15 protein-coding genes and 1 pseudogene are annotated in these 25,099 nt (G+C 64.2%); 8 read left to right on the top strand and 8 right to left on the bottom strand.

The annotated features are described in order from the left end of the window. Window positions 1-8 precede the first annotated feature (8 nt). The 3 genes from VSR82_RS03875 to VSR82_RS03865 all read left to right on the top strand — a co-directional run bounded on the left by VSR82_RS03875 (window position 9) and on the right by VSR82_RS03865 (window position 10,219). The gene (locus tag VSR82_RS03875; protein ID WP_498857513.1) at window positions 9-8,105 is read left to right on the top strand and encodes a hemagglutinin repeat-containing protein; all 8,097 of its coding nucleotides are present in this window, start codon (window positions 9-11) and stop codon (window positions 8,103-8,105) included. Next, window positions 8,102-8,371 (top strand): hypothetical protein, encoded by a 270-nt coding sequence (locus VSR82_RS03870; RefSeq protein WP_410847781.1) that lies wholly within the window; start codon window positions 8,102-8,104, stop codon window positions 8,369-8,371. Before VSR82_RS03875 ends, VSR82_RS03870 begins: the two co-directional genes overlap by 4 nt. Before the next feature lie 90 nt (window positions 8,372-8,461). Then, window positions 8,462-10,219, top strand: coding sequence for a ShlB/FhaC/HecB family hemolysin secretion/activation protein (locus VSR82_RS03865; RefSeq protein ID WP_498857497.1), 1,758 nt, complete (start codon window positions 8,462-8,464; stop codon window positions 10,217-10,219). A gap of 123 nt (window positions 10,220-10,342) precedes the next feature. Here VSR82_RS03865 and VSR82_RS03860 read toward each other — a convergent pair whose 3' ends face one another. After that, a complete protein-coding gene (locus VSR82_RS03860) occupies window positions 10,343-11,608 on the bottom strand; it encodes an MFS transporter (RefSeq protein WP_368587183.1) in 1,266 nt (421 codons plus the stop codon). Between the two features lie 475 nt (window positions 11,609-12,083). Between VSR82_RS03860 and VSR82_RS03855 the strand changes: the two genes are divergently transcribed. Continuing rightward, window positions 12,084-13,685 carry a methyl-accepting chemotaxis protein gene (locus VSR82_RS03855; protein ID WP_429458598.1) on the top strand — a complete coding sequence of 534 codons (1,602 nt, stop codon included), beginning with the start codon at window positions 12,084-12,086 and terminating at the stop codon, window positions 13,683-13,685. On the opposite strand, the pseudogene VSR82_RS03850 reads toward VSR82_RS03855, so the two are convergent. Continuing rightward, window positions 13,682-13,955: pseudogene (locus VSR82_RS03850) on the bottom strand (efflux transporter periplasmic adaptor subunit); the annotation flags it as partial. The gene VSR82_RS03855 and the pseudogene VSR82_RS03850 overlap by 4 nt on opposite strands. 111 nt (window positions 13,956-14,066) lie before the next feature. Between VSR82_RS03850 and VSR82_RS03845 the strand changes: the two are divergent. Together VSR82_RS03845 and VSR82_RS03840 are read left to right on the top strand one after the other, a co-directional pair. Then, window positions 14,067-15,383, top strand: coding sequence for a Tle-like phospholipase domain-containing protein (locus VSR82_RS03845; protein WP_498857496.1), 1,317 nt, complete (start codon window positions 14,067-14,069; stop codon window positions 15,381-15,383). A 14-nt stretch (window positions 15,384-15,397) separates the two neighbouring features. Beyond that, window positions 15,398-16,213, top strand: a complete 816-nt coding sequence (locus tag VSR82_RS03840) for an ankyrin repeat domain-containing protein (protein ID WP_498857495.1) — start codon at window positions 15,398-15,400, stop codon at window positions 16,211-16,213. Between the two features lie 114 nt (window positions 16,214-16,327). Here the strand turns inward: VSR82_RS03840 and VSR82_RS03835 are convergent, their stop codons facing one another. Genes VSR82_RS03835 through VSR82_RS03820 form a run of 4 tightly spaced genes read right to left on the bottom strand, consistent with a single transcriptional unit; the run spans window position 16,328 to window position 21,284 of the window. After that, window positions 16,328-17,227, bottom strand: a complete 900-nt coding sequence (locus VSR82_RS03835) for an efflux RND transporter periplasmic adaptor subunit (protein ID WP_429458604.1) — start codon at window positions 17,225-17,227, stop codon at window positions 16,328-16,330. A gap of 13 nt (window positions 17,228-17,240) precedes the next feature. Continuing rightward, the gene (locus tag VSR82_RS03830) at window positions 17,241-17,441 is read right to left on the bottom strand and encodes a DUF1656 domain-containing protein (protein WP_013089944.1); all 201 of its coding nucleotides are present in this window, start codon (window positions 17,439-17,441) and stop codon (window positions 17,241-17,243) included. Next, window positions 17,431-19,650: an FUSC family protein gene (locus VSR82_RS03825; RefSeq protein ID WP_498857494.1), complete on the bottom strand. Its 2,220-nt coding sequence runs from the start codon at window positions 19,648-19,650 to the stop codon at window positions 17,431-17,433. Before VSR82_RS03825 ends, VSR82_RS03830 begins: the two co-directional genes overlap by 11 nt. Window positions 19,651-19,658: 8 nt before the next feature. Further along, window positions 19,659-21,284 carry an efflux transporter outer membrane subunit gene (locus tag VSR82_RS03820; protein WP_429458609.1) on the bottom strand — a complete coding sequence of 542 codons (1,626 nt, stop codon included), beginning with the start codon at window positions 21,282-21,284 and terminating at the stop codon, window positions 19,659-19,661. Window positions 21,285-21,495: 211 nt separating this feature from the next. On the opposite strand from VSR82_RS03820, the gene VSR82_RS03815 reads away from it, so the two are divergent. Both VSR82_RS03815 and VSR82_RS03810 read left to right on the top strand, forming a co-directional pair. Continuing rightward, complete coding sequence (locus tag VSR82_RS03815; RefSeq protein WP_368586538.1) at window positions 21,496-22,434, top strand: LysR family transcriptional regulator; 939 nt, start codon at window positions 21,496-21,498, stop codon at window positions 22,432-22,434. Window positions 22,435-22,632: 198 nt separating this feature from the next. Further along, window positions 22,633-22,785 (top strand): hypothetical protein, encoded by a 153-nt coding sequence (locus tag VSR82_RS03810; RefSeq protein ID WP_368586537.1) that lies wholly within the window; start codon window positions 22,633-22,635, stop codon window positions 22,783-22,785. Between the two features lie 26 nt (window positions 22,786-22,811). Here the strand turns inward: VSR82_RS03810 and VSR82_RS03805 are convergent, their stop codons facing one another. Both VSR82_RS03805 and VSR82_RS03800 read right to left on the bottom strand, forming a co-directional pair. Beyond that, the gene (locus VSR82_RS03805) at window positions 22,812-23,618 is read right to left on the bottom strand and encodes a metallophosphoesterase (RefSeq protein ID WP_429458612.1); all 807 of its coding nucleotides are present in this window, start codon (window positions 23,616-23,618) and stop codon (window positions 22,812-22,814) included. 52 nt (window positions 23,619-23,670) lie between these two features. After that, complete coding sequence (locus VSR82_RS03800; protein ID WP_429458614.1) at window positions 23,671-25,089, bottom strand: FAD-binding oxidoreductase; 1,419 nt, start codon at window positions 25,087-25,089, stop codon at window positions 23,671-23,673. Between the last annotated feature and the right edge of the window lie 10 nt (window positions 25,090-25,099).

Genomic DNA, 25,099 nt, shown 5'->3' with positions numbered 1-25,099 from the left:
TTTCCATCATGCAGTTCGCGATGCGCCACGTGGCCTTTGCCGTGCTGGTACTCGCCGGATTCGCTCCCGCTCTGTCGGACGCGCAGATCGTCCCCAATGGCGCGAACGGGCCGAACGTGATCAGTACGGCGAACGGATTACCACAGGTGAACGTGAACCGGCCCTCTGGGAGTGGTGGCGTATCACTGAATACCTATTCGCAATTTGACGTCTCACGTTCAGGCGCGATTCTGAACAATTCACCCGTGATGACGGGCACCCAGCAGGCCGGGCAGATCAACGGCAACCCGAACTTCGGGGCGAACCAGGCTGCGCGCATCATCGTGAACCAGGTCAACAGCAGCGCGGCGAGTCAGATCAACGGCATGCTCGAAGTGGCAGGACAACGCGCAGAGGTGGTGATCGCCAACGGTTCCGGCATTTCGGTGAACGGCGGCGGGTTTCTGAATACCTCGCGCGCCATCCTGACGACAGGCACGCCGAACTTTGCCCCGGATGGTTCGCTCACCGGTTTCAATGTGACGCGCGGCAACATCACCGTGCAGGGAGCGGGACTCGACGGCTCGACCGTGGATCAGGTTGACCTGCTGGCCCGAGCGGTGCAGGTCAATGCGGAGGCGTACGCCGGGAAAAACCTGAATGTTATCGCCGGTGCAAACCAGATCGGTCACGACTCACTGGCGTTCACGCCGATTGCAGGCGACGGACCCGCACCGGCCGTCTCGATCGATGTGAGCCAGCTGGGCGGCATGTACAGCGGGCGTATTTTTCTGGCGAGCAACGAGTACGGTGTAGGTGTTTCGAACCAGGGCGTAATCGCCGCGCAGACGGGCGACCTGACGCTGCAATCGAACGGCCTGCTGTCCCTCACCGGCAAGACCAGCGCGAACGGCAATCTTGCCGCCACCGCTGGCGATATCCAGAACAGCGGCACAACCTACGCGCAGCAAAGCGCGACGCTTTCGGCCAGCGGTACGGTCACGAACAGCGGCATGGTGGCCGCGCAGCAGAATACTTCGCTGAACGCTGACTCGGTGAGTTCGACCGGCACGCTTGCGGCGGGCGTGAACGGCGAAGGCTCGCTCGCGCAGACGGGCGACCTGAATATCAGCGCATCCGGCGCGGTGACGGCAACCGGCCGCAATGTGGCAGGCGGCAATGCGAGCGTGAGCGGCGCGGCGGTCAATCTCGCGGGCGCGACCAATTCGGCGAATGGCGCGCTTTCACTCGCTGCGAACAACGGTGACCTGAACCTGTCGGGTGCGACCACGACGGCGGGCGGCACGCTCGACGCTCGCGCGGCGGGCACACTCACGAACGACAGCGGCGCAATGTCGTCGGGCGGCGCACAGACCATCACGGCTGGTGCACTCTCGAACCGCAACGGCCAGATCGTTTCGGGTGGTCCGCTGACGGCTAGCGTGATAGGAGCTGTGTCGAACGCGGGCGGCACGATGCAGGCGGCGGGGGCGCTAACGGCGAACGCAGGCAGCCTCGACAATACGGCAGGCCACATCGCCTCACTCAATGGCGATGGCCTGAGCGTCTTTACGGCGGGCCTGCTGAACAACGGCGCGGGCGGCACCATCGGCGGCAACGGGAGCGTGACCGCGCAGGCCGGGCAACTTGCCAACGCGGGTTCGATCATGGCAGTGCAGTCGCTGATCGCCAGCGCTGTGCAGACGCTATTCAACGGCGGCATCCTGGCCGCCAACGGCAACACGACCGTCTCGGCGGGCACGGTGCTGACCAGTTCCGGCACGATCGCGGCCGGTCAGGTGGTGAGCGCGAGCGCCACGACAATCGACAACAGCGCGGGCGCGATCAGCGCGAACCAGATCGCGCTGCACGGAACGAATCTCGTCAACCACGGCGGCACGATCACGCAAACCGGAACCGGCGCGACGACGCTCGACGTGACCGGAACGCTCGACAACTCGGCAGGCGGCACACTCCAGACCAACAGCACGGACCTCACCCTTGCACCGGCCGCGCTCGACAACGATGGCGGCACGATTACGCATGCGGGTACCGGCACGCTGACGATTGCGCCGGGTAACGGAGCCGGGTCAATCTCGAACGTTGACGGAACGATCACCACTGCCGGTCAGATCGCGGCGCAGGCCGGGAGCCTGAACAACGCGACGGGCGTGTTCGCCGCGCGGGGAAATATCGCGGCGAGCATCGCTGGCAATATCAACAATACGCAGGGCGCGATGCGCTCGCTCGCGTCCCTCTCGCTCGCCAGTGGCGGCGCGCTGACGAATACGAACGGACAGATCCAGTCGGGCACGGGCGCGGCGGGCGATGCGAGCACGCTCGGCGTTCAGGCTGCGTCGATCGACAATACGAACGGTCTCATCAGCAACCTCGGCACGGGCGATGCGACCGTGCAGGGTGGCAGCCAGATCGTCAACAGTGGCGGTGTCATGACGGGTAACGGTCATGTGGCCGTCGACACGTCATCGCTCTCCAATACCCAGGGTGGTCAACTGAGCGGCGCGAGCCTCGCGGTTCAGGCGGCTACCGTCGACAACAGCGGCGGCAGGATCGGCAGTTTTGCGGGCTCGACCGGCGACGTTGCCATCACGACGACCGGCGCAGTGACGAACGCGAACGGCCAGATTGGCGCGACGCATGATCTGTCCGTGAATGCCGCGACGCTGACGGGCGGTGGTACGTACAGCGCGGCTTATGACGTGGCAGTGAGCGTTCAGGGCGATTTCGCGCCGACGCCCGATGTGCATTTCAACGCCGGTCATGACCTGTCCTTTACCCTGCCGGGCACGTTCAGCAATCGCGCGCTGGTTGAGGCGACGAACAACCTGAACGTCCATGCCGCCGATGTGCAGAACAGCGGCGTCATGATGGCGGGCGGCACGCTCGCGACGCATTCGAACACGCTGGAGAATACGGGCGCGATGGTCGGCGGCAGCGTCTCGCTGAACGCGACGCAATCGATCACGAACGTCGGGCCGACCGCGCTGATCGGTGCGACGGACAGTAACGGAACGCTCGAACTGCTCGCACCCGATATCGAGAACCGCGACGACACCACGACGACCGACACGCAGGCGACCACCGCGATATACGGTCTTGGCAAGGTGGTGCTGGCGGGTGGAAAAAACGCGGACGGCAGTTATACCAGCGCGAACCTGATCCGCAACCAGTCGGCGCTGATCGAGTCGGCCGGCAACATGGAACTGCACACCGCTCAGGTGACGAACACGCGCACGACGATGACCACGACGGGTCTTAACCAGTCGGTCGATCCGGCCCTGCTCGCGCAGCTCGGCATCAGCCTGTCGGGCTGCACGGCGGTCGACATGGCCGCCTGCTCCGGTCAGGACATAGGCTGGGCCATCTCCCAGCCGGATAACCCGGCATTCCTGACCATGATTGGCGGTGTGTACACGATCCCGCCGCACGGCGGCCAGTGGAATAGCGGCTACCAGTACACGACTTACACGGGCGTGGCGGTGGCGAACCTGATCGCCTCCATCAGCCCGCAGGCGCAGATCATGGCGGGCGGCAACCTGGATGCGTCGAAAGTGGGGCTATTCCAGAACTACTGGAGCGCGGTCGCGGCCGTCGGCAACATCGCCGCGCCCGTGACGCTCGACCAGAATAGCTGGCGCGGGCAACTTGCGCCCGGCGTGCAGGTAACCTATTCAGGCCAGTATCACTACAACAATTACGACAACACCGAACACAACTGGCAGTTGCCGTTCGGCAACGCGACGTTCGTGACCTCCAATCCAGGCGGCTACCAGGTCGCGCCGGCTGACATCCGCACCTACGCGCTGCCGAGCTACGAATCGACGTTTGTCGCGGGCAGCACGCTTTCCGGCACGGGCGTGAACATCGATAACACGGCGGGCAATGCAGGCATCCCATCGCCCGGTCTTGCCCCCGGCCAGTCGCGGGGCGGCGTGACTGTCGGCGCAGTCAGCGGCGGCGGCCTCGTCAATCCGGTCATCGCCAGTGCGACGGCGCAGAACGTGCTGCAAAACCTCTCGATTCCCCAGGGCGGGCTGTTCAGCCCCGCCACCTCACCGGGTGCAACCTACCTGATCGAGACCAACCCGGCGTTCACGAACCAGAAGTCATTCATACCGAGCGACTACTACCTGCAACAGCTTGGCCTGAATCCGCAGACGACGGGAAAGCGCCTGGGCGACGGATTCTACGAACAGCAACTGGTCCGGAACCAGATTACGTCGCTCACTGGCAACGCGGTACTCGGCCCGTACACCGACCTTCAGTCGATGTATCAGGCGCTGCTCGACGCGGGCGCGTCACTGTCGAAGTCGCTCGATCTGCCGCTCGGCATGAGCCTGTCGGCTGAACAGGTGGCCGCGCTCACGAGCAACGTCATCATCATGCAGACCGAGACCGTCAGCGGGCAACCGGTACTCGTGCCCGTCGTCTATCTCGCGAAGGCCAGCCAGCAGGACATGAACGGGCCGTTGATTGCGGCGACCGACATCGACCTTCAGAACACGCAGACGTTCACGAATAGCGGCACGATGCAGGCAGGCAATACGCTGTCGATCCAGGGCCAGCAGATCGACAACGCGTTCGGCAAGCTGCAAAGCGGCGGCCTGATGTCGCTGGCGACCACGGGCAATGTGGACCTGACCTCGGCCACGGTGAATGCGAGCAGCCTCGCGCTGAACGCGGGCGGCGACCTGTCGCTGAACACGGCGGTGAAGACCGTCGATCAGGTCAGCGCGACGGGAGCGACACGCAGCACGACCGCGCTTGGCCCGATTGCGAACCTCAACGTCAAGGGCGACGCGGCGATTGTGACGGGGGGCAACCTTGAGCAGAACGGCGGCAACCTGAACGTGGGCGGCAACCTCGGCATGGCCGTGGGCGGCAACTACGATCTCGGCTCGGTGCAGACCGGCGAGCATAAGGTGGTCGCGGGCGCGAACGGCGTGTCGAATACCGACTTCAACCAGACGACAGGCAGTTCGATTAACGTAGGCGGCGTCTCGCAGATCGGCGTGGGCGGCAACCTGACCGCGACGGGCGCTGATATCAACCTGGGCGGTGGCGGGACGGTTGCGGCGAACGGCGACGTCACGCTCCAGGCGGCGAAGGCGACCTCGACCGTCGACAGCAGCAGTTCCGGTAGCGATAGCCACGTCAGCTATTCAGCGTCGCAGCATACCTCAGCCGATGCCCTGACAGGGACGACGCTCCATGCCGGAGATTCACTGACCGTCGCATCGGGCCACGATCTCAACCTCATCGGCAGCACGATCAGTCTCGACCAGGGGGCGGCGACGCTGGCGGCAGCGAACAACGTGAATATCGGCGCGGCCACCGCAACCCATGTCGACAATTCGCAGGAGCAGCACAGCCACAGCACTATCGTGAGCGGCAAGGAAGTCGCGAGTTCGAGCAACACCACCGCCACGCTCTCGCAGGGCAGCCTGGTTTCCGCAGACGCCGTGACCATCGCCAGCGGTAACGACATCAATGTGAAAGGCAGCACGATTGTCGGCACGAACGATGTCGCGTTCAGTGCTGCGCATGACGTGAATATCACGACGACGCAGGACATCATGCAGTCGTCCAGCAGTTACCAGGAGAAGCGCACGGGCCTGGGAACAAGCGGCCTGAGCGTGACGGTCGGCACCAACAAGCTCGCGACGACCAGTGAGGCATCGGGTGTCACGAACAACGCGAGCACGGTCGGCTCGCTGAACGGCGATCTGTCGATCCAGGCGGGCAACACCCTGCACGTCACGGGCAGCGACCTTGTCGCAGGTGGGAACCTCGCTGGCACGGCGGCGAACGTCATCATCGACGCGGCCACCGATACCTCGCACCAGGCGCAGACGCAGAAGACCAGCAGCAGCGGCCTCACGATTGGTCTGGCGGGTTCGGTCGGCGATGCGATCAACAACGCGTATTCGGAAAGTCAGGCCGCGAAGAATTCGGCCAGCACGGGTAACGACCGTGCGGCTGCGCTGCACAGCATCGCGGCGGCTGGTGACGTGGCCCTGACCGGTCTGACGTCTGCGGGAGTGACAGCGGACGGCAAGCCAGATATCGGTATCAAGGTCAGCATCGGATCGAGCAAAAGCGAAAGCCAGTCGTCGGAAGATCAGACGATGCAGCGTGGCTCCAGCGTGCAGGCAGGCGGCACGGCGGGATTCGTGGCAACGAACGGCGACCTGACTATCGCCGGATCGAACGTCAGCGCTAACGATGTCATTCTGGCCGCGAAAAACCACGTGAACGTCATCAACACGACCGACACCGATTCGACGCGCAGCTCGAACAGTTCCAGCAGCGCAAGCGTTGGCGTGCAGTACACGCTGGGCGGCGGCTTTGGTGTCTCGGCTGCGATGTCGAACGCGCATGGCGATGCGAACAGTGACGCGTCGATCCAGAATGCTTCGCATGTGAACGGCGCGAACAGCGTCACGGTGATATCGGGCGGCGACACGAACGTGATCGGCTCGCAGATCAACGGCAAGCAGATCGCGGCTGACGTCGGCGGCAACCTGAATATCGTGAGTGTGCAGGACGTGACGAACAGCGCCGCGCACCAGAGCAGCACGGGCGGCGGGTTCACGATCAGCCAGGGCGGCGGCAGCGCCAGCTTCAGCGCGCAGAACGGCCATGCCGATTCGAACTACGCGGGCGTCAACGAACAGGCTGGCATCAATGCGGGAGATGGCGGGTTCAACATCAACGTCAAGGGCAACACGGACCTGACGGGCGGCGTGATATCGAGCACGGCCGACGCGTCGCAGAACAGCCTGACGACCGGCACGCTCACGTTCAGCGATATCCGGAACCAGTCGCACTACAGCGCCAACAGCAACGGGATCAGCGCGGGCGTGGGCATAGGCAACACAGGCAAGGCGACGGGTCCGGGTTCGGTGAGTGGCACACCGGGCGTTACGCCGATGATCTCGCAGAACGAAAGCGGCGACGAGAGCGCAACGACGCGCAGCGCGATCAGCGCGGGCACGATCAACGTGACGAACAGCGCCGGCCAGACTCAGGACGTGGCGAACCTGTCGCGCGACACGACGAATACGAACGGCACAGTTGCGAATACGCCGGACGTGAACGCTATCCTGTCGCAGCAGGCCGACACGATGCAGGCCGCGCAGGCGGCGGGTCAGGCGGTGTCGCAAGGTATCGGCGCGTACGCGGACATGAAGCGCGACGAAGCGGCGGCAGCCTACAAGGCCGCGTCCGATCGCGGCGACAGCGAAGGCATGGCCGCAGCAGCGGCTGACTACAACAACTGGAAGGAAGGCGGCGATTCGCGCGCCGGACTGCACGTTGCGGGCGGTGCGCTGATTGGTGGGTTCGGTGGCGGTAGCGCGTTCAGTACGATTGGCGGTGCTGCTGGCGCGGGCGTGGCGTCGAAGATGGCCGGTTCGCTGAACGATATCTCGAAGGGTGTAGCGTCAGCGACGGGATCGGACCTGATCGGCAATCTCGCGGCCAACATCGCCGCGGGCGTAGCTGGCGCTGCGGTCGGCGGTACAGCGGGCGCGGCGATGGCGTCGAACGTGCAACTGTACAACCAGTCGATGGATGATGAACGTGCATTGACGGGCGACCCTGGTAAGAAATCGCCGTCCCTGTTCTCCCTCGCACTGCAAGGCATTGCGAACGGCCTGAGTGCGATCATTGGCATGGGTGGTGGCGTGCCGCCCGCTGCTAGTCCGGGGATGGTGCTGGCGAATGGCGCGGGACAGGTGCTGAACGCTGTCCCCGGTCTGCCGGGGTATGTGTCCGATAATGCAACGCTGAACGATGGCGGCGACGCTGCCAAAAGTCCGAGTACACCCACAGGAATGAACGGTAGTCCGATGAATGTGCCGCGCGGCACAAACGCGCCAACAACTATCAACGGGTTGGACTACTCAGGTCATTCGATAGATCAAATGCAAGGTCGAGGTGTTCCGCCCTCGGCGGTGAAGAACACGATCGAGAACGGTGTCACCTATCCTACCCGAGAGGGAACGACAGGATACTATGATGCAGCGAACAACCTTAGAGTTGTTACGAACTCTAAAACAGGATTGGTTGTAACAGTAATCCCCGGAGCACCTGGAAAATGAAAAAGACCTTCGTTGGCCTTGATTTGGACGTGAAGAGAATCCTACTTAACGAATGGGATCCAATTGGGATTGCTGACTTTCAGGAAGCAGACGACGAATACGACTCATATGTTCCGTACGTTAGTCGGATGCTACGAGAACACAAGACAGTTGAGGAACTGTACACCTATCTCCGGTGGATTGAAGTTGAGCGCATTTGTCTTGACGGTGATGAGGCACACACGCGAAACATCGCAAACCAGCTGATGGATTTATCTAAGGGCTAAGTTCAACGTACAAGGGACTGCTGGCAATGGGCCTTTCACGTTACACGGGTGATCAAAGCACCACTCGCAGAATCGAGGACCAATTTAGTAATGAAAGTCTCAAAGAGGCTGGCGGCATTGCCGCTTACAGCCCTGATAACGCTCGCGCACGCGCAGCAGACGCCGACGCCCACACCGGCGGATAAAGCAGCAGCGGCACGCGCCAACGCCGAGCAGAACCAGCAGGTCGAGCAGCAACGCAATGCACAGGAACGCGAAGCGACGGTTAATGCGCCTTCGGTGCGCTCGACGGTTGAGCGCGCCTCTGGCTGGCCAGATCTGCCGGCTGAAACGCCGTGCTTCCGCATTGACTCGTTCGTGCTTGACGTGCCAGCGACGCTAGCTGATGCCGTGCGCTCGCAAGGCGCATCCGCGTTGCCGCTCGACCGCTTCGCGTTCGCCCGCGAATGGCTCGACCACTACAGGGCGCAATGCGTGGGCAAGGCAGGACTCGACATGCTCACGAAGGGACTGCAACAAGTCATCCTGAGCCGGGGCTACATCACCACGCGCGTGCTGCTGCCCGAGCAGGACCTCTCTAGCGGCACGCTGAAGTTCGCGCTGGTGCCGGGTGTTGTGCGTGCGATCCGCTTCGCCGAACCTGCCACGCGCGGCACGTGGAAAACCGCCTTCCCGGCCCGTGAGGGTGACCTGCTGAACCTGCGCGACCTCGAACAGGGACTCGAACAGATGAAGCGCGTCAGCAGTCAGGACGTGGACATGAAAATCGAGCCGACTGATGTACCCGGCGAAAGCGACATTGTCGTCACGGTAAAGCGCGCGAAGCCGTGGACAGTCGTCGCCTCGGTGGACAACTCGGGCACGCGGGCCACCGGCAAGCTGCAAGGCAACCTGAGCCTTGGCATCGACAATCCGCTCGGGCTGAACGACGTTTTCAACGTCGGCGTGAGTCAGGACCTCGAATTTGGTGACAAAGGTCTCGGTTCGCACGGCTGGAACGGCTTCTATTCCGTTCCGTGGGGCTATTGGACCGGCACGCTGTCAGCCTATACGAACACGTACTACCAGCAGATCGCGGGCGTCAACACGACTTTCGTGTCGAGCGGCAATTCGCAGACGGTCGATTTCAAACTGGCGCGTGTCCTCATGCGCAGCCAGAACAACGTACTCGGCGTGCAGTTCCGGCTGACGAAGCGCTTTGGCGAGAGCTTCATCGAAGATACCGATATTCCGCAGCAGCATCGCAACAACACCTTCATCGAGGCGGGGCTAACTGACCGTCATTACTTCGGCGCGTCGCAGTTCGACGGCAGTCTCGCGTACCGTCAGGGTGTGGGCGGACTTGGGGCGACAGCAGACTTTTACGAGAATGGCCCGACCTACCGCTTTCGCATGGCCGTCCTCGACGCGAACCTGTCGGTGCCGTTCCAGATTGCGAACCAGCCGCTACGCTACGTCACAAGCGTTCACGGACAGTTCACCAACAACACGCTCAACTATATCGATGACCTGACCATCGGCAGCCGCTACACGGTGCGCGGCTTCGACGGCGAAACGATGCTGGCCGCCGAGCGCGGTTTCTTCTGGCGCAATGACCTTCAGTTACCCATCGGCTCGACGGGCCAGTCTGTGTATGCGGGTATCGACTACGGCCGCGTGTTCGGGCCGAACACCGCATTTCTCGCCGGTACCCAACTCGCGGGCGCGGTGATCGGTGCGCGCGGCAGCGTATCGGCAAAGCTCGGTGCGCTCGCCTATGACCTGTTTGCAGGTACGCCGATCTATAAACCGTCGGGCTTTCCAACTGCGCGCGTGACGCTCGGATTCCAGGTGACGGGGCAGTTCTGACAGACCGCCTGCGCCGTTTCCGCGCAGTCGCCGCAACGCGGGGCAACGCTAATAGACCGACAAGTCAGCAAGGAAAAGCCAAAGAAACCAGAACAACGAAAAAAGCCCCATCCCGCAGCGATATCACCCCTTCACCCGCTTCTCTTCAACATCCGGCAACAAAACAGTGAGCACCCCAATCAACGGCAAGAACGAACAAACCTTATAAACGAACCCAATACTAGTCGCGTCAGCCAATTGCCCCAGCACCGCGGCGCCAACGCCGCCCAACCCAAAGGCAAAACCAAAGAACAACCCCGCCACCATCCCCACCTTCCCAGGAATCAACTCCTGCGCATAAACAAGAATCGCCGAGAACGCAGAAGCGAGCACCACCCCGATCACAACAGTCAGCACCCCTGTCCAGAACAGATTCGCATACGGCAGCAGCAGCGTGAAAGGCGCGACGCCAAGAATCGACACCCAGATCACATACTTGCGCCCGATCCTGTCGCCAATCGGCCCGCCGATCACCGTCCCCGCCGCGACTGCCGCGAGGAACACGAACAGATGAATCTGCGCGGCCTGCACCGACAGATGGAACTTGTCGATCAGATAGAACGTGAAATAGCTGTTGAGGCTCGCGAGGTAGAAGTACTTGGAGAACACCAGCAACACCAGCACGCTCATCGCGAGGATGATCTTGTTACGCGGCAGCGCCGCATGCGCCGCCTGGCCGCGCGCTTTCCTGACCGACGGATGCCGCTTGTACCAGCGGCCGATCTGCGTGAGCACGACGATCGCGACGAGCGCCGCCGCCGAGAACCACGCGATGCTGCGCTGGCCATGCGGAATCACGATCAGCGCGGCCAGCAGCGGCCCGAGCGACGAACCCGCATTGCCGCCAACCTGGAACAGCGACTGCGCGAGACCGTGACGGCCGCCCGACGCCATCCGCGCGACCCGCGACGACTCCGGATGAAACACCGACGACCCGCAGCCGACCAGCGCCGCGGCGACCAGCAGCACGCTGAAGTTCGGCGCAACCGACATCAGCAGCAGGCCGGCAAGCGTGAAGCCCATGCCGACCGGCAGCGAGTACGGCTTCGGATGCTTGTCGGTATAGCTGCCGACGAGCGGCTGCAGCAGCGACGCGGTGATCTGGTAGGTCAGCGTGATCAGACCGATCTGCCCGAACGACAACGAGAAGTTGTCCTTGAACATCGGGTAGATGGCGAGGATCAGCGACTGGATCATGTCGTTGAGCAGGTGCGAAAAGCTGATTGCACCGAGCACGGAATACACCGTGCGCTGCACTTTGGCGGCCGCCGGCGCGGCGGCGACCGGGGACGCGCTCGCCCCCGTGGCGGATGCGCCGGCGAGGGCGCTTTTGTCGAGGCTCGTTTCCATACGCGAGTAGAAGAAGATCAGGCAAATGGGAGAAAAAATCGGCGCTGGAACCGGTGCGGCAGCGCGCTTCTAGGCGCGTTCCGCCAACTGCTGCGTCGTTTGGTCGCGGCAACCGGCGCTTTGACTATTCAGCCGAAGTTTAATGTGGCCGGAGCGAATTGTAAGGACAAGTTTTGTCGCGAATCGGACACGGGGCAGGATGACTTCGCTTTCGGCTGGGAAAGGCGAATCGTCTGCTCCGCGTTGTCAACGCATTTTTGGCGGGTTTTTGTCTGCGGTATAAAGCGCTCGCGAATGCGCGGCTCACGAAGCGGCGCGTCGGACATGGGACCGGGAGCGGCCGGCGGCGCACGACCCGCCGCCGTCTGATCGCGCGACATTCAAGATCGCGCGGCAGGCTGCCGTAGACCCGGAGAGACAAGCGGGGACGCCGGAACCGATCTTTCCGGCGCGTCGACACATGGGGTGGGGGACTATGGAAGCAGTGGCACAGAGCGCGGCGGCAACGAAGTTCAACGGCCTGTCGGTCAAGGCGACGCTGCGGATCGCGTTCGCGATCCTGCTCGCCGGCACGCTGCTGATCGGCGTGTTTTCGCTGCTGCAGATCGGCCGGCTGAACGCGTCCACGCAATCGATCTACGACCAGGGCCACGTCGCGAGCCGCGCCGCCGAGGAAGCGCGCGGTCACATGCTGCGCGCGAGCCGCGCGCAAAAGATGCTGCTGACCGCGACCACCGCGAAGGAGCGCGACGAACTCGGCGCCGACATCGAGCGCGGCCTCGCCGGTCTGAACGAGCAACTGCGCACGCTGCAGCAGTACGTCGATCCGTCCGACGCGAAGGCGGTCGCCGCGCAGAAGGCGTTCGCTGCGGCGATCGGGACCTGGAGCACCCATCTGCGCGACTTCGTCACGCTCGTGAAAGCGCAGCCGCTCGATCTGTCGCAGATGAACTGGCAGGTCGGCACGCAGGACGTGTCGCTGCTCGTCGAAACCGGCAAGCTCGAAAAGCTCGTCGACGAACTCGTCGCCCAGCGCGGCACCGCCGCGAAGGCGACGATCGACGCGTCCGGCTTCATCTACCAGTCGTCGTTCGTGATGATCGCGGTGATGACGCTCGCACTGATCGTGCTCGCGTTCGGCATCGCGGCGTGGGTCGTGCGGCGGCTCACCGCGCAGCTCGGCGGCGAGCCCGCGTACGCGAAGGAAATCGCGCGCCGCATCGCCGCGGGCGATCTGTCGAATCGCATCGCGCTCGGCGGCAAGGACCGTTCGAGCATGCTGTTCGCGCTGTCCGACATGCAAAGCGGACTCGCGACGACGGTCGCCGACATCGCATCGAGCGCCGATGCGATCGCGACCGCGTCCGGACAGATTTCGATGGGCAACCTGGACCTGTCGCAACGCACCGAGCAGCAGGCGCTCGCGCTCGAGCGCACCGCGAGCAGCATGGAACAGCTGACGTCGACGGTCCGTCAGAACGCCGACAACGCGAAGCAGGCGAGCACGCTCGCGAACAACGCGTCGGAGATCGCCGAGCAGGGCGGCGCGGTTGTGAGCCGCGTGGTCGCGACGATGAACGACATCAACGACAGCGCGCGCAGCATCGGCGACATCATCGGCGTGATCGAGGGGATCGCGTTCCAGACCAACATCCTCGCGCTGAACGCGGCCGTCGAAGCGGCGCGCGCGGGCGAGGAGGGGCGCGGCTTTTCGGTGGTGGCGGCGGAAGTGCGCAATCTGGCGCAACGGAGCGCTGCGGCCGCGAAAGAGATCAAAGGCTTGATCCAGACGTCGGTCGAGCGCGTCGGCAATGGCTCGACGCTCGCCGCGGACGCCGGTCAGACGATGGACGAAGTCGTCAAGGCCGTGAAGCGCGTGACCGACATCATCGGCGAGATTTCGGCGGCGTCGTCCGAGCAGAGCGCCGGTATCGAGGCGATCAATCTCGCGGTCACGCAGATGGACGCGGGCACGCAGCAGAACGCCGCGCTGGTGGAGGAGGCCACCGCCGCGGCCCGCTCGCTCGACGATCAGGCGCGCGGGCTGAAGGCGATGGTGGGGCAGTTCCGGATTTAAAAAGCGGTGCGGTGGGAGCTGGAACCCGTTCCCGGGCGCACGGCCACCATGCAGGTCGTGCCCGCCGCCAGCATCAGATCGGCCGGCATCGAGTCGATCTTCACGCGCACAGGCACGCGTTGCGCGAGGCACTTCGGCCTGATCGCTGACGCGCACGTGCGGCAGCCTGGCTTCCTCGAAATAGCCATACACCCAGAACGAGTGACTATCGACGATCGCGAGCTTCGCGGCGTCGGCGGTTGCATAGTCGCAGCCGAACATCGCGAGGTTCATCGAAAGCCGATTTTGGGCGGTCGCCCATGTACGGACTACCTGTCGCACGGTAATTATCTGACTGCTGTCAACTCCGGCAGCGACTTCAGATAGACCAACGACACACCTATGTCCCTGTCCGTATTTGAGATGCACTCCGTGGAGCTGTTCTGTCAGCGGCCACCGGGTGCCTGTTACGTCATCTGTGACGAGTGGCACTATAAAGCGTGCCTTGGCAAGGCCGCAGTCCGTCAGAGGGCCAGGGCGGAGACCCGGGAATTTCTCGAGATTGCCGCACTGAATCACAGGAAGTGGGAGGAGGACCGGAAGCTGGTCAGGCGTATCCAGAAGACTGGCTGGCTGTTTTTCCATAGCGCGCGGTACCGTAACCCCGACACCGATGGATGGTGGGTCATCGTTGCTCTTCTCGAAGAGGTTCGCCGGGGCAAACTGCTTGCCATTAGAGGTCCGCGTAATGGCCTGTTTCCGTCACGTTACCGCAGCGCGCCGCTGAGGAATCCCGTTGCGAGGACCGGCAGTCATCCGGACGGCGAACCCATTCAGTCCGTCGAGTATGATCCGGCCACCTGGCAAGCCCAGTTAGCCGCTGCGCGCGCAGCCAGGGTGACACCGCCACACATCGAGATACCGCAGGCACTGACCAAGGCGCAGCGGTGGCAGACGCGCAAGGCGCTGATTGCGGCGGGCAATGCGGCCATGTCAGGGCGCGTGCGGGCGGCGGCTGAACGGCTCGCGCGCAACAATGTCGCGGTGGAGAAGGCCAGACTCTCCGATCATGTCTACGAGCCGTCCGGGCCGGTGCCGGAAGGGTGGGCGAACCGCAGCGGGGATACGGAATTTCTGGATCGGTATGGCTTGAAGCCAAAAGACCTGAAAATCAAGGGCTCGAACTTCAGGGCGCAGCTATACGAACCGGATTCGGCGATCTTCGGTATCGATATGAAGCCCGCCCTCGCGTTCAAGGGAACCGAAACGACGAGTCTGGCCGATTGGTCGAACAACTTCAGCCAAAGCGTGGATATGGAATCGCCTTACTATGAGCGAGCCGTAGATATTGGATGGAAGATGCGCCGCACACAGGCGCCAATTGATATTGCAGGGCACTCGCTGGGTGGCGGTCTGTGTTCGGCCGCATCTTTGGCCAGCGGCAAGAACTGTTGGAGCTTCAATGCAGCGGGCCTGCACCCGAAGACGGTCCGGCATTATGGCGGGCAGGTCACACCATCGAACATCAATGCGTACCATGTGAACGGCGACATTCTGACCGTCGCACAGACATGGACGCCCCTGCCCGATGCAGCCGGTACTCCGTATCTCCTTCCCGGCAGCGGCTCGCCCGTGTCGCGGCACTTCATCAAGCAGGCAATTGACGGCATCGAGCAGCAGAAGGCGGAGGACATCACCGTACTTGAAACACTGTCATAGCGAGGCTGAAAGCGATGAAAACACTCAGCCGAATCCTTATCGTGCCGGTGCTGTTACTGGCGCTATCTCCTGTGGTTCATGCAATGAAAAAATTTCCCGCCACTGATTTTTTTAGCGGCCCGCAACTCGAACTGGCGCAGGCCATCGAACGCGGTGACATGGAGCAGGTCAGGCGACTGGCGCCGAAGACGGACCTGAATACGCCGGGGCGCAAGAACATGACGATGCTGTTTTTTGCGTTTCAGGAGGCGTTGCAGCGCGACCCGCATCGGCTTGCGGTTGCGTCGGAGGTGGTGAGGGCCGGGGCCGATCCTTTGCAGGAAGTGCCGGATTTTGGCGATCCGCTCGGCGTCATGCTCAACAGCTCGCACCCGGAATTCCTGCGTGCGATGCTGGACGGCGGTGTTGATCCAAATTTGATTGCAGAAGGCACCCCGATAATTTTTGATGTTGCAAAGGAGTCGACGTCTGGCTCGCTCAAGCTGCTGGTGGAGCGTGGCGCAGATGTGAACCGGCGTGATTCGTTGCGTAATTCAGTGCTGTATGAAGCGCTGGCAAATCGCGCGCTAGATCAGATTGACTACCTGCTGGACCATGGGGCAAACCCCAGCACGTACAACATTAACGGCGAGTCATTCCCACTATGGATATGGGATGACATTAATGCCTCCGCGCCTGATTCACCGGCATACAGGAAGCTGGTCGAAATCCGAGATCGCATCATCAGGATGGGCGTGAAATGGCCTCCCGAGACTCCGGAACAGATAAAAGCACGTTGGGGAGCCAATCCTCCGCGCCGGCTCGATGACAGCAAGCTTCCGCTGCCTTGACGCCGCTTCACGCTGGCGAGAGGTTAGAAGTTCGTAACCGCCTCGCACTCGACAAGGCGGATAGGGCTGAAGGCGACGATGCGGCAGTTCCGCCTATAAAAAGCGGCGCGGTCATCAGCTCGCATTGGCCGACGCGGAGTGAGACCCGGACCCCGTCCCCGGCCGCACGACCACCGTGCAGGTCGTGCCCGCCGCCAGCATCACATCGGCCGGCACCGAGTCGATCTTCACACGCACCGGCACGCGCTGCGCGAGGCGCACCCAGTTGAAGGTCGGATTCACGTCCGCGAGCAGCTCGTGGCTTTGCGGATTGTCGCGGTCGTAGATGCCGCGCGAGATGCTCTCCACATGGCCTTGCAGCGTGCCGCCGCTCATCAGCCGCACTTCGGCCTGATCGCCGATGCGCACGTGCGGCAGCTTGGTTTCCTCGAAATAGCCATACACCCAGAACGAGTGACTATCGACGATCGCGAGCTTCGCCGCGCCGGCGGTCGCATAGTCGCCGCGGAACACCGAGAGGTTCGTCACATAGCCATCGACCGGCGACACGACGCGCGTGCGCTCGAGGTTCAGCTTCGCGGCGTCGAGCGCGGCGAGCGCCTGCTGATAGGCGGCACCGGCGGCGGACGCGGTATGCGTCGCGTTTTCGCGGCTTTCCTTCGACACCACCTGCGAGTCCATGTCCGCACGCCGTTGCGCGTCGTCGCGCTTCATCTGCAATTCGGCCTTGCGCGCGGCAACCGCGGCCTGCGCCTGCTCGACCGCGATCTGGTAGTGCGACGGATCGATCTGCATCAGCAGGTCGCCCTTCTTCACGAACTGGTTGTCCTTGACCGGCAGATCGACGATCGCGCCCGACACGTCCGGCGCGACGTTGACGATCTCGGCGCGTACGCGGCCGTCGCGCGTCCACGGTTCGTCCATGTAATGGACCCACAGCACGCGGCCAATCAGGATCGCGACGATGAAAATGACGGCTGTCGCGATGAAGCCCACAAGATTTCGGATGGTCATGTTTCGACTCTGATCAACGATAAACGGCGAGGCCGAGAAGGCCGCACACGGACACGAGCAAACTCGCCCGGAACAGGGAGGGATGCCACACCACGCGATACAGGCCCGTATAGGCGATCACGCGATCGAGTAGCCAGGTCAGCGCGGCGCCCGCGATGAACAGCAGCAGAATGGCCGGCACATAGGCATCGAGCACGGCGATATCACGCGGCATGAGGAGCTCCTTCTTCTTCTGAGATGTGCGCGCGCGCGCCGATCGCCGAGGCGAGCGGCGACTGCGGATCGAGCAGCGCGGTACGGATGAAATGCAGTTGACTGAGAATGCGCAGCAGTTGATGGCGTTCTTCGCGCGATGGCGTAAAGCCGGCCATCAGCTGCTGCACTTGAGCGATCGCATCGGCGGTCGCCGCGAGCGCGCGTTCGAAGTGCCGCTCCCGCGGCAGCTCGAACAGCGCCGCGAGCGCATCGCGCAGCGAGCGCAGTGCGACGCGCCACGGCGCCGCCTTGTGGTAGCGCGGCTCGTTGGGCAGCGTCGCGATTTCGCGGCGCAGGTCGATCACCGCGTTGCCGACCTCCAGCACCGAAAACAGCCAGCGCAGCGTGTCGCGCTTCGTTTCGGGCTCGTTCTGCGAGAGCGAATTGATCTGGAACATCAGATCGCGCGCACCGCTCTCGAAGCGCGAGCGCACGCGCGCAAGACTCGCGCGGCCAGCCAGCACCACCTGGCGGCGCAGGTCGACGAGCAGGCGGTTGCGCAGCCACGGCGTGGACGGCGGCAGCAGCACCGCAAAAGCGATCGACGCCACCAGCATCGACAGCACCAGCGCGAGCGCGTCGTTCATGAACGAGCTCGGGTCGTAGTGAATCACGTTGTCGGGGCCGGCGAGGAAGCAGAAGAAGATGCAGTAGCCGACGCCGTAGCCCGCGAGCTTCGCACGCGTGGTCATGAACACGCCGAGCAGCAGGAACGGCGTGAGCGCGACACACAGCATCACGAAGCCGTCGATGTGCGGATACACGCCGAACACCGCGGTCATGCCCATCAGCGCCGCGAGCACCGTGCCGCCGGCCATCTGGAACGCGGTGCGCTTCGGGTCCGGCGACGACGACGCGAGCGCGCACACGGCCGCCGCGTCGAGCGTCAGCGTCGAGCCGCTCGGCCACGCGGTCGCGATCCAGAACGCACCGAGCACCAGCATCACGATGGCCGCGCGCAGGCCCGCGACGCCGGCTGCGATCGCGTTGGTTTTCGGTTCGTAGCGCTCGATCCAGCGTTCGCGCGCGTGCGTGTCGACCGCGAGCGACGCGTAGGTCGCCGCATACGCGTGCAGGTCGTCGATGAAGCGGTACAGCAGCTCGGCACCGGTGTCGAAATCGAGCAACGGCGCGTCGGGGTGGGTTTCGAGCTCGTCGCGCGTCGCGCGCACGCGTTTCGGCAACTCGCTCCTGTAGGTGTCGAGCTGCGCCGCGGCGTGCGCGGCGTCGGCCGCGCTCAGCACCGGCTCGCCCGACTTCGCGAGCAACGGCGCGATCTCCTTGAAGTACGGCTCGAGCGCATCGATCGCGATCGCCGCGCCGTGCGTGCCGTTCTCGCGCAGACGGTTCATCAACTGATGCAGCGCGTGAAAGCGCGTCGACGCGGTCATGAACTCGCTGTTCAGACGCGCGAGGCGCCCGCCGCGCATCCGCGAATCGGGACCTTCGAACATGGCCATGCTGCGCGCGGCCTCGAAACCGACGATGTCGGCGACGAAGCGCGCATTGGTCGCTTCGATCTGCGCGCGGTCGTTGCGCCCGGCCAGCGACGCCGACACGTATTCGACGAAGGCCGAGAAGCGCGCGCGCACGGTGCTGCGCATCTGCTGGCCGGCGAACTGCGGAAACACGAGGCCGCTGACCGCGCCCGCGCAGATGATGCCGATCACGACTTCGGCGACCCGCGTGAGCGCACTGAGGAACGCGCCATCCGGATGCTGCCAGGTCGGGATGCCGATCAGCGCGGCCGTGTAGCCGGCCAGCACGAAACCGTACGAACGGAAGTTGCGATTGCGTGCGGCGCCGGCGGTGCAGATGCCGACCCAGATCGCGGTCGTGATCAGGAACAGCTCCGGCTGCTGCGCGAACAGGCCGATCAGCGCGAGCATCACGACCAGACCGACCAGCGTGCCGCAGATCCGGTAGAAGCTTTTCGCGAACACCGCGCCGCTTTGCGGCTGCATCACGATGAACACGGTGGTCATCGCGGTGCGCGGCTGCGGCAGATCGAGTTTCATCGCGATGCCGAGCGCGAGGAAACACGCGGCGAGCGCTTTGAACAGATACATCCACACGAGGCCGTCGGTGCGCGCCCAGTGGGCGGCGGCTTCGTAGAGCGCGGCGAACGACGCGGGGCGCGCGGTCGACGGGGAGGACGAGGAGGACATGGCTTTTGTTACTCGGACGCGGGCGCGTTCGGGGCGCGCGAGGCGGTGGTGGCGGTGGTGACTGCGTTTGTCGTGGCGTTGCCATTCGCATCCGCCTTTGCCTTCGCCGTGCCGCTATCCGCCGAGCCGCTCTTGCCTTCGTTGCTGCCCTTGCCATGCGCCGGCAAAGTTTCGCTATCCCGCGGACCGTTGGCCGGATCGTCGAGACCGCCGCCGAGCGCCGTCATTAGCGACGTATGCGCGCCGAGACGCTCGGCTTGCACCTTGGCGACGCCTTCCTGCGCGCGCAGCAACTGGTTCTGCGCGACCAGCACGTTCAGATAGTCGGTCAAGCCGCGCCGGAAGCCCTCGCGCGACAGATCGTAGTTCCTGCGCGCGGCGGCGACCGAGCGGTCGGCGTCGTCGGCCTGGGTGGTCAGCGAACGGATGCGGATCACCTGATCGGAGATGTCCTTCAGCGCGGTGACGATCGACTGGTTGTAGCGCTCGACCGCCTCGTCGTAGCCCGCCGACGCGGCGCCGAGCTGAGAGCGCAGCCGGCCGCCGTCGAAGATCGGCAGCGTCAGCGCGGGGCCCACGCTCCAGCTATGCGACGGACTCTTCAGGAACTGGAACAGCGGCCCCATCGCCGCATAGCCGCCGATCGACGCGAGCAGGTTGATGTCCGGATAGAACCCGGCCTTCGCGACGTCGATGCCGCGCGCCTGTGCGGCGACCGTCCAGCGCGCCGCGACCACGTCGGGGCGGTGGCCGATCAGATCCGCCGGCAGCGCGGCCGGCAGACCGGCGGGCGCGGCGAGCGACAAGGTCGGGCGCTGGATCGCGTCGCCGGCGCCCGGACCCTTGCCCGCGAGCGCGGCCAACTGATTGCGGCCGAGCGCGATCTTCTCCTCGATCGCGTCGATCTGGCGCTCGTACTCGGGCATCGGCGTTTCGGCCTGGCTCACTTCGAGCTGCGTGCCGATGCCGCCCTTCAGGCGCCGGTTCGCGAGGTCGACGATTTGCTGCTGTTGTTGCAGCGTGGCCTTCGCGATGTCGAGCAGCGCATAGTTCAACGACATCTCGATATAAGTGCGCACGACGTTCGCCTGCAGTTCGAGCTGCGCGGCGCGCGCGTCGGCGGCGCTCGCGTGCGCGAGGTCGAGCGCGCGCTCGGCGGCGTTCTTGTCCTTGCCCCAGAAGTCGAGGTGATAGGAGAGGCCGAGCGTGCCGGTGTTGTTCCACGACTGCTCGCCGGCGAGCGGCCCCGGCCCGTAGAAAACGTTGTCGGGCCACTGCTCGCGCTGGATCGACAGGCTGCCGTTGACTTGCGGCGCGAGCGCCGCGCGCGCGACACCGGCCATCGACGCCGCCTCGCGCACGCGCGCCTGGGCGACCGCGAGACTCGGATTGCCGGCCTGTGCGTCCGCGACCCACTGGTTCAGCTGCGGATCGTTATAGGCGCGCCACCAGTCGGCGGCGGGCCACTGGGCATCGGCGTTGGCGGCACGAATCGCGTTGCCGGCGTCGAGCGATGAAGGATTGATCGTGCGCGTTTGCGGCGCCACGCCCCCGGTACTTGCGCATCCGGCGATTGTTAATAGGATCGTAAGAACCGAGGCTGCGGCGATCCCTTTGTGTACCGGAGACTGCACGATTTCCTCCAAATTTGACTATAGAACCTTGTGCGCAATTATATTTTTCGATCAATTGCGGAATAACCGGTAATGATGCAAGGCATTTTTACAAGACATGAGATAATGGCCATTGCTGATCGTGTAACAATCGCTGCCGATTTTTCGCAACTGTGTTGCATGGGATCGGAGCAAGGGCGAAAGCGCCCACTCCGGTCGACAGAGGATAGGTATGGACACGCTTCAAAACATGCGCGTATTCGTCCGCGTCGTCGAAGCGGGCAGCTTCACTGGCGCCGCGCAGCATCTGAACACGACGACGGCCTACGCGTCGCGCGCGGTTTCCGATCTGGAAGCGCATCTGCGCACGCGGCTGTTGAACCGGACCACGCGCCGCATCGCGCTGACCGAGGCGGGCGAGCGCTATCTGCAGCGCTGTGAGCAGATCCTCGCGTACGTGGATCAGGCGGAGGCCGAGGCGAGCGACGCCCATGCGCGCCCATCCGGCAAGCTGAAGGTTCACGCGATGACGAGCTTCGGCCAGCACTACGTGGTGCCGGCCGTTAGCCGTTATCAGCAGCGCTACCCGGACGTGCATGTCGAGCTGACGCTCGCGCAGCGCATGCCGGATCTGCTCGACGAAGGCTTCGACGTGTCGCTGACGCTCGCCACCGGCCTGCCGGACTCGGGGCTCGTATCGCAGCGCATTGGCAGCGCGTTCAGCATTGCGTGCGCGTCGCCTGCGTATTTGGAGCGGCACGGCGTGCCGCAAACACCCGCGGATCTCGCGCAGCACAACTGCCTGCAGATGGTGACGCCGGTGTACCCGCCCGACAAATGGACCTTCGACGGCCCGAACGGCGAGGAACTCGTGTCGCTCGGCTCGGCGACGTTCCAGGTGAACGTGGCCGAGGCGATGGTCGTGGCTGTCGCCCAAGGCATGGGTATCGCGCTGATTCCGATCTACTCGGCGATCAGCGGTTTGCGCAGCGGCGAGCTGGTGTGGCTGCTGCCCGAGTACACGTCGCAGCAGATGAACCTGTATGCGCTGTATCCGTCGCGGCAGTATCTCGATGCGAAGATCCGCACGTGGGTCGAGTTCCTGCGCGACGAGTTGCCCTCGACGCTCGCGGCGGATCAGGAAGAATTGCGGCAGTTCGCGCGAACCTGACCGACCGGTTCGTCATGGGTTGACGTTCGAGGGGCGCGCGGCGTGACAGCGTGTTACACACGCGCCGCGCCGCAACATTTCTTTACTTCTGCCGCGCAGTCGATTTGTTAACGTGTCGTTCACGCGTCGCCGCTCTGGCCGCACGCGCTGGATTCGCCGCCGTTCGGCACCTCGCAACCACTGAAGGACGACACATCCATGGATACGCACCTGATGATCGGCTTGGCCGTCATGTTTGGATTGATCGGCGTCGCCGCGTCGCGTGATCTGTTGCGACGCATACGTGTACAGCAGCCGCGCCTCGTGCCGGTCGAGGTCGAGTCACAAGATGCGCCGCGGCGAGAGCGGTGAGCGGTGAGCGGGCCCGCTAGAACCAGCTAGATCTCGACGACCTTGTCCCACGCAAACAGCGGATTTTCCCACTCGCGCTTGCGCCGGTCGAAATAGCCGCGCGGATTGCACACGACACGCGTGCCGTCCACCACATAGTCGAACGACGTATGCGTGTGGCCGTGAATCCATAACGCGACGGGCGCGCGCACGAGCTCCGGCAGGTGATTGACGAAGCCCGCCGACGCGCGGTCCTCGGCAAAGCGCTCGGCGAGACTCAGCCGATGCGGCGCATGGTGCGTGACCACGATCGTTTGGCCGGCGAACGGTTTGGTCAGCTCGCTTTCGAGCCACGCGCGCGCATGCTGGTGCAGCGCGAGCGAGTCGGCGGGCGTGAAGTCGCGCGCGGTGTCGCGCGGGTCGTGCGGCCAGTTCATCTGGATCAGCCCGCGATAGTCGAGCATGACGCGGCGCGCGGCGACGATCGATTCCTCGATAGCTTCGGGCGTCGCGCCGTACAGCGCGAAGTCGGTCCACAACGTCGTGCCGAGCACGCGCCAGCGCCCCTGGCTATCGACGAGCGTGGCGTTGTTCAGCACGTGCACGTTATCGACCTGCGCGGCCGCGTCGAGCGTCGCGCTCTCCAGCGCGCCGAACTCACCGTCGTAGTACTCGTGATTGCCGGGCACGTAGACGACCGGCACCGTGTCGTCGAACGCCTGTGCGGCCCAGCGCGGGCCGGCCCCATGGTTGTGAATGTCGCCCGCCAGCACGACCAGATCCGCCTGCGCATGCGGGATCAGTTCAGGCTCGTCGTTTTCCAGATGCAGATCGGACAGCACGCGAATCTTCACGGACGCGACTCCTGCGAAACGCCGCCGCGCCGGATCGCGGAGGCTTCAAACATTAGCGTAGCACCTTGCCCGGATTCATCAGGTTCAGCGGATCGAGCGCGTGCTTGATCGCGCGCATTATCCGCACCTCGACGTCCTGCTTGTAGTGCGCGGCCTCGTCGATCTTCAGTTGGCCGAGTCCGTGTTCCGCACTGATGCTGCCGCGGTGCGCATTCACGCTGTCGTAGACGATCCGGTTGATCGGGCTCTGGTACTGCCGCAGAAACGCTTTCGCGTCGACGCCCTCGGGCGCCTGCACGTTGTAGTGCAGATTGCCGTCGCCCAGATGGCCGAACGTGACCATGCGCGCGCCCGGCGCGGCTTGCGCGATCGCGGCATCGGTCGCTTCGACGAAGTGGCCGATGCGTGAGATGGGCACCGCGATGTCGTGCTTGATGTTCAGCCCTTCCTCGGCCTGCGCGAGCGGAATGTGCTCGCGCAGATTCCAGAACGCGCGCGACTGCGCGAGGTTTTCCGCGACCACGGCGTCTTCGACGAGACCCTGTTCGAGCGCGGTTTCCATCAGCCCCTCGAACAGCGTGCGCGCGTGCTCTTCGCTTTCGCTGTCCGACAGTTCGAGCAGCACGACTTGCGCATGCGGCTCGGCGAACGGATAACGCATCTGTTCGAAATGCCGGCCGACGAGGCGCAGGCAGAAATCCGACATCAGCTCGAAGCCGGTCAGCAGCGGCCCGGCGACGCGTTGCGTGAGCGCGAGAAAATCGAGCGCCGCATGCGGCGACGCGAGCGCGGCGAGCGCCGTGACGCGCGCCGCCGGCTGCGGATGCAGCTTCATCACTGCCGCGGTAATCAGGCCGAGCGTGCCTTCCGCGCCGATGAACAGGTCGCGCAGATCGTAGCCGGTGTTGTCCTTGCGCAGCCCGCGCAGGCCGTCCCACAGTTCGCCTTGCGGCGTCACCACTTCGAGGCCGAGGCATAGCTCGCGCGTGGTGCCATAGCGGAGCACGCCGGTGCCGCCCGCGTTGGTCGACAGATTGCCGCCGATCGTGCAGCTGCCTTCGGCGGCGAGGCTCAGCGCAAACAGACGCCCGGCCGCTTCGGCGTGCTTCTGCACGTCGGCGAGGATCACGCCGGCTTCGACGGTGATCGTGTTGTTGTGCGGATCGATGTCGCGCACGCGATTCAATCGGCGCAGGCTGATGACCGCTTGCGTGCCGCTAGCGTCAGGAGTCGCGCCGCCCGCGAGGCCTGTGTTCCCGCCCTGGGGCACCAGCGCGACGCGATGTTCGACCGCGAGTGTGACGAGCGCGGCGGCTTCCGCGGACGTGGCCGGGCACAGCACAGCGCAGGCCGCGCCGGTGTAGCGGCGGCGCCAGTCGGTCAGAAAGGGAGCGGTGTCGTGCGGATCGGTCAGGACGTGAGCCGCGCCGATGGCGTCGCGGCAGGCGGCGAGAAAAGCGGTGTGGTTCATGTGGATCGGT

This window comes from Burkholderia sp. JPY481 (genome assembly GCF_038900515.1).
Taxonomy (GTDB): Bacteria; Pseudomonadota; Gammaproteobacteria; order Burkholderiales; family Burkholderiaceae; genus Paraburkholderia; species Paraburkholderia youngii.
The sequence above is the reverse complement of the archived record's forward strand: the minus strand, read 5'-3'. Positions and strand labels throughout refer to the sequence as shown.

Bases quoted from the DNA above. Each gene is read 5' to 3' on its own strand.
- VSR82_RS03840 (WP_498857495.1), top strand. From the start codon at position 15,398: ATGAAAACACTCAGCCGAATCCTTATCGTGCCGGTGCTGTTACTGGCG.
- VSR82_RS03815 (WP_368586538.1), top strand. From the start codon at position 21,496: ATGGACACGCTTCAAAACATGCGCGTATTCGTCCGCGTCGTCGAAGCG.
- VSR82_RS03825 (WP_498857494.1), bottom strand. From the start codon at position 19,650: ATGTCCTCCTCGTCCTCCCCGTCGACCGCGCGCCCCGCGTCGTTCGCC.
- VSR82_RS03830 (WP_013089944.1), bottom strand. From the start codon at position 17,441: ATGCCGCGTGATATCGCCGTGCTCGATGCCTATGTGCCGGCCATTCTG.
- VSR82_RS03870 (WP_410847781.1), top strand. From the start codon at position 8,102: ATGAAAAAGACCTTCGTTGGCCTTGATTTGGACGTGAAGAGAATCCTA.
- VSR82_RS03865 (WP_498857497.1), top strand. From the start codon at position 8,462: ATGAAAGTCTCAAAGAGGCTGGCGGCATTGCCGCTTACAGCCCTGATA.
- VSR82_RS03860 (WP_368587183.1), bottom strand. From the start codon at position 11,608: ATGGAAACGAGCCTCGACAAAAGCGCCCTCGCCGGCGCATCCGCCACG.
- VSR82_RS03855 (WP_429458598.1), top strand. From the start codon at position 12,084: ATGGAAGCAGTGGCACAGAGCGCGGCGGCAACGAAGTTCAACGGCCTG.
- VSR82_RS03800 (WP_429458614.1), bottom strand. From the start codon at position 25,089: ATGAACCACACCGCTTTTCTCGCCGCCTGCCGCGACGCCATCGGCGCG.
- VSR82_RS03845 (WP_498857496.1), top strand. From the start codon at position 14,067: ATGTCCCTGTCCGTATTTGAGATGCACTCCGTGGAGCTGTTCTGTCAG.
- VSR82_RS03875 (WP_498857513.1), top strand. From the start codon at position 9: ATGCAGTTCGCGATGCGCCACGTGGCCTTTGCCGTGCTGGTACTCGCC.
- VSR82_RS03810 (WP_368586537.1), top strand. From the start codon at position 22,633: ATGGATACGCACCTGATGATCGGCTTGGCCGTCATGTTTGGATTGATC.
- VSR82_RS03835 (WP_429458604.1), bottom strand. From the start codon at position 17,227: ATGACCATCCGAAATCTTGTGGGCTTCATCGCGACAGCCGTCATTTTC.